5 protein-coding genes are annotated in these 4,527 nt (G+C 33.0%); 4 read left to right on the top strand and 1 reads right to left on the bottom strand.

Translation table 11 applies throughout. From position 1 onward, the window contains the following. Positions 1–445 precede the first annotated feature (445 nt). The 4 genes from BUC23_RS17090 (at position 446) to BUC23_RS17075 (ending at position 4,065) form a co-directional block, all read left to right on the top strand. Positions 446–985, top strand: a complete 540-nt coding sequence (locus BUC23_RS17090; RefSeq protein WP_073211902.1) for a hypothetical protein — start codon at positions 446–448, stop codon at positions 983–985. A 117-nt stretch (positions 986–1,102) separates the two neighbouring features. After that, positions 1,103–2,554 (top strand): DUF2130 domain-containing protein, encoded by a 1,452-nt coding sequence (locus BUC23_RS17085; protein WP_073211899.1) that lies wholly within the window; start codon positions 1,103–1,105, stop codon positions 2,552–2,554. Positions 2,555–2,667: 113 nt separating this feature from the next. After that, the gene (locus tag BUC23_RS17080; protein WP_139259985.1) at positions 2,668–3,111 is read left to right on the top strand and encodes a hypothetical protein; all 444 of its coding nucleotides are present in this window, start codon (positions 2,668–2,670) and stop codon (positions 3,109–3,111) included. Positions 3,112–3,480: 369 nt separating this feature from the next. Beyond that, positions 3,481–4,065, top strand: a complete 585-nt coding sequence (locus tag BUC23_RS17075) for a fasciclin domain-containing protein (RefSeq protein ID WP_073211893.1) — start codon at positions 3,481–3,483, stop codon at positions 4,063–4,065. 247 nt (positions 4,066–4,312) lie between these two features. On the opposite strand, the gene BUC23_RS17070 is transcribed toward BUC23_RS17075, so the two are convergent. Then, positions 4,313–4,527, bottom strand: a 215-nt coding sequence (locus BUC23_RS17070; protein WP_167365610.1) for an ATP-binding protein, incomplete at its 5' end; no start/stop codon positions are given.

Below are 4,527 nucleotides of genomic sequence, written 5' to 3'. Positions count from 1 at the left end.
GAAATGATTAGCCACATTGGGCGTTTGTTTTTCTAAAATAACTACATCCAATTTTGATTTTGAAATATCAATACCTACGTAAAATAAATAGTTTTTCATAACTTTGAATTTAGGATATACAAAAATGTTGAACTTCTTTAGAGCCTTTATTAGACCTTGATGTCTATCATTCTATTTGAAGCAATTCAACGGGATTCAAGGAGAAGACAGAGGACTAATGCGCTAAATAAGTCATGAACTTGGCGGTTTTGATAGTTCACCTCTGTTTTCCTTTGAATAAATTTAATATTTTTTATCAAATACAAAGTAAAGGCAGTTTTGCAAACTGTGCCCACAAAGAGAAGCACATAAAATAATAAACAAACTGGATGGGATTGCTTCGTTCCTCGCAATGACTTAACTCGCGCTAGCCTTTGGGCAACAATCTACAAGAAAAACACGAAGAATGAAATTCGACAGAAAAGATAAAATAGAAATTTTTGAAAATGCAATTAGTTGGATTGTAGTATTTGCAATGTTTATTTATGGTGGAGGTAAAATATTCCAATTTGATGGAGCTTCTGAAATTCGCAAAACTGTTTCAGAAATGACTGGAATGGAATTGATGTGGGCTTTTTATGGTTACTCCAAATTATATGCAATAACTTTAGGACTTTTTGAAATAATTGGAGGAACATTAATTTTGATGAAAAGAACTAGAATTATTGGTTGTTTGTTTACATCTACTATACTTGTAAATGTGATTTTACAAGACATATATTTTGAAGTGCATCTTGGAGCTTTAAAAGCAGCGATTCTATACCAATTGTTACTTCTAATAATTTTATGGTTAAATAAAGATAAAGTTATTCAAAGCATAAAGGCTTTAATCAATTTCAATACATCTCAACAACCGAAATATAAATTTATAATCAAATTAGGGATTGCTTTTATTTGTTTTGTACTATTGAGAATAACAGAATACTATATAACAATTAAATTGTAAACCCAGTTGTCCCGATCGCTCGGATATCCACAATCGTTACCTAAACGCAATAGATTTTGAGTTACTTTAGCACCGTAACAAGAATGAAAAAATTAAATAACGCATACCTCAATTATTATGAACGAAATTATTTGCCCTAACTGTAAAAAAGCTTTTAAAGTTGATGAAGCTGGCTTTGCTGATATTCTTAAACAAGTTCGAGACCACCAATTTGAGGACGAATTGCAAACTCGTTTAAACCTTGCTGAAAAGGAAAAAGAAGGTGCTGTGAAGCTTGCTGAAGCAAATCTTAAAAATTCATTACAATCTGAAATTGCGGGTAAGGATAAAGAAATAATTCAACTTAAAGCTGATAACAAAAACAAATCAAATCAACAATTGGCTGAAAGAGAAACTTTGCTTGCAGAAATTAAAGCAAAACTTGAAAATGCAGAGAGCGAAAAGAAACTTTCAGTATCAGAAGCTATCAAAAAAATAGAAAAAGAGAGAGACGATAAGGATAAAGAAATAATTCAGCTAAAAGCTGATAGTGAAAACAAATCAAATCGACAATTGGCTGAAAAAGAAACTTTGCTTGCAGAAATTAAAGCAAAACTTGAAAATGCAGAAATTGTAAAAAAACTTTCAATAACAGAAGCGATCCAAAAAATAGAAAAAGAGAGGGACGACTTTGCCTACAATGTAAGACTTAAAGAAACAGAAAATCAGCTATTAGAAAAATCTTTAAGCGAAAAGTATACAGCAGAACTAAAGGCAAAAGATGATATTATAAAGCATAAAGACGATGAAATAGCACTTCGCAAGGATATGAAACTAAAACTTTCTACTAAAATGCTAGGTGAAACCCTGGAACAGCATTGCGAAATAGAATTTAATAAACTTCGTGCAACGGCGTTTCAAAAAGCATATTTTGAAAAAGACAATGACTCAAGATCTGGAAGCAAAGGCGATTATATCTATAAAGAAACTGACGAATTCGGAAATGAAATCATTTCTATTATGTTTGAAATGAAAAATGAAGGTGATGAAACCGCAACAAAAAAGAAAAATGAGGACTTTTTAAAAGAATTAGACAAAGATAGAACTGAAAAAAAATGTGAATATGCAGTTCTTGTTTCACTTTTAGAAATTGAAAACGAATTGTACAACGCAGGAATTGTTGATGTTTCTCACAGACATGAAAAAACTTATGTAGTAAGACCTCAATTTTTCATTCCAATTATAACACTTTTACGAAATGCTGCTATGAATTCAATGAAAGCAAAAGCAGAACTTGCATTAGTAAAAAGTCAAAATGTCGACATTACGAATTTTGAAGAAAACATTAATACTTTTAAAGAGGGATTTGCGAAAAATTATGAACTGGCAAGCAGGAAATTTAAACTAGCTATTGATGAAATAGATAAAACAATTGACCATCTTCAAAAAACAAAAGAGGCACTTTTATCTTCTGAAAACAATCTTCGACTTGCAAACAATAAGGCTGACGATTTGACAATTAAGAAATTGACAAGAGGAAATCCAACAATGACTGCAAAATTTGAAGACTTGAATAGTAAAATGAAATAATTCCTGATTTCATGGATATCCGCAATCGCTAACGCAGTTTTGTAAACTGTGCCCACAAACCAAAACAGTTAAATAAGCACCAAAAAGTACTGAAATATTTAAAAAATAAACTGATGAAATTACTACTTTCCACCTTCCTTTTAATTTTCAGCATGACGGTATTCGCGCAATCGAATGCATTTGCTGGTGATTATAATCGAACAATCAATACTGAGATAAATGATACGTTTGACTATAAATTGACTTTAAACCCTGATGGGACATTCCTATTTCATTATTGTTCAAAAATTAAAAACGGAATTCCACCTGAAGTAAATAAATACGGTAAAGGAAAATGGACTGCGAAAGACAATGTGATTACTTTCTCTTCAAACAAACAAGAAGACTTTGATGCAAAATACACGTTGGATTTCAATAAATCTAAGGCGAGATTTATCACTAAGAATCCCAGAGATAAAAGTGACCGAATCATCAAGACCAAACTTACATTTGTAGAATCAGAAATTCCCTGGATACAAAGACTTGATATTTCAATCCGCTCTGCGAAGTATGAATAAGTTGTAACAGTACAATGTAATCGTGATTGCTCTGCGAAGTCTCCGACTTCGTAGCTATTCCAATAATCTACAAACGCAGGAAAATAACTATTGCTAAAGTAAGAATGGCCTATAGCAATGGGTACGAAGTCAGGAGACTTCGCACAGCATCCCAAAATATGACATTATTTTGTATTTAGATAACAATCCCAATGGCGCTAGTTTGCAACGAATGCCATTTTTATTTTACAACTCCGTCGGAATAAGAATCATGGCTATGAATTGCATTATAGTTTTATTTTTTGTTTAATTAATTGTTAAAAAGATTGAACAATAGTTTTTAATCTGTATATTTGAAATAAAAATAACTTCAAACCTAAAACATTGATTATGAAATTAGTAAAAACAATTAGCGCATTTGTACTATTAGGAATCATGACTATTTCTTGTGGACAAAAAAAACAAGCAGAATCTACAGAAATGACTGATTCTACTGCAGTAGCCATGGATACTACAGTTGTAGTGGAGCCATCAACCATTGTAGATGTAGCGGCAGGAAATGCAGATTTCTCGACATTAGTTACGGCCGTAAAAGCAGCGGGATTAGTTGAAACGTTAAGTAGCGAAGGTCCTTTTACCGTTTTTGCACCAAATAACGCAGCATTTGCAAAACTTCCGGCAGGAACTGTTGATGGTTTGTTGAAACCAGAAAGTTTAGACAAATTGAAAGCAGTATTGACGTATCATGTTGTATCAGGAAAATTTGATGCCGCTACAGTAATTGATGTAATAAATAAAAATAACGGAAAATATACCGTTACAACTGTTCAAGGTGGGACTATTGTTTTGAGTTTGAAAGAAGGAAAAGTGATGTTGACTGACGCAAATGGAGGAACCGCAACCGTTATTCTTGCTGATGTGGCCGCTTCTAACGGAGTGATTCATGCAATTGATACTGTTGTTATGCCAAAATAAGGTTTTAATTCATTAATTCACAAACCGTTGCAATTTTGTAACGGTTTTTTTTTGATTTTAACCTTCAGATAGCAACTGCACTTTTGCAACACTGCCTTTAGCTAATCCCTCAGATTTCATTTGCATCTGGATATTCCGACGAAAGTACGCCACCATTCCGCGCTAAAGGTCGCCATTTATTCCGGAGCAAAGTACGCCAGTCAAACCGGCCTTTATCATCACTAAGTAAAGATGATGTTTTTCAAAGTTAATGATTTTTTTTAGTTCTCAAAGATTTTCCTGTTAATGCTATTCTGTGTGCTGAAGCTGACAATCTGTCCATTATGGCGTCGGCCAGAGTTGGCTCCTCAATGAAGTTGTACCAAGTGTCCACGGGCAACTGTGAAGTAATCATAGTTGACCCTAAACCATATCTATCTTCGAGAATATCCAATAAGGCAATCCTTGCATCATTATTCAAGG

Source organism: Flavobacterium xinjiangense (assembly GCF_900142885.1).
Lineage (GTDB): Bacteria > Bacteroidota > Bacteroidia > Flavobacteriales > Flavobacteriaceae > Flavobacterium > Flavobacterium xinjiangense.
Note: the sequence above shows the minus strand (reverse complement) of the source record. Positions and strands in the feature narration are given on the sequence as shown.

What these genes read in the sequence shown, in the direction of transcription:
- BUC23_RS17090 (WP_073211902.1), top strand. Translation starts at nt 446, where the DNA reads ATGAAATTCGACAGAAAAGATAAAATAGAAATTTTTGAAAATGCAATT.
- BUC23_RS17075 (WP_073211893.1), top strand. Translation starts at nt 3,481, where the DNA reads ATGAAATTAGTAAAAACAATTAGCGCATTTGTACTATTAGGAATCATG.
- BUC23_RS17080 (WP_139259985.1), top strand. Translation starts at nt 2,668, where the DNA reads ATGAAATTACTACTTTCCACCTTCCTTTTAATTTTCAGCATGACGGTA.
- BUC23_RS17085 (WP_073211899.1), top strand. Translation starts at nt 1,103, where the DNA reads ATGAACGAAATTATTTGCCCTAACTGTAAAAAAGCTTTTAAAGTTGAT.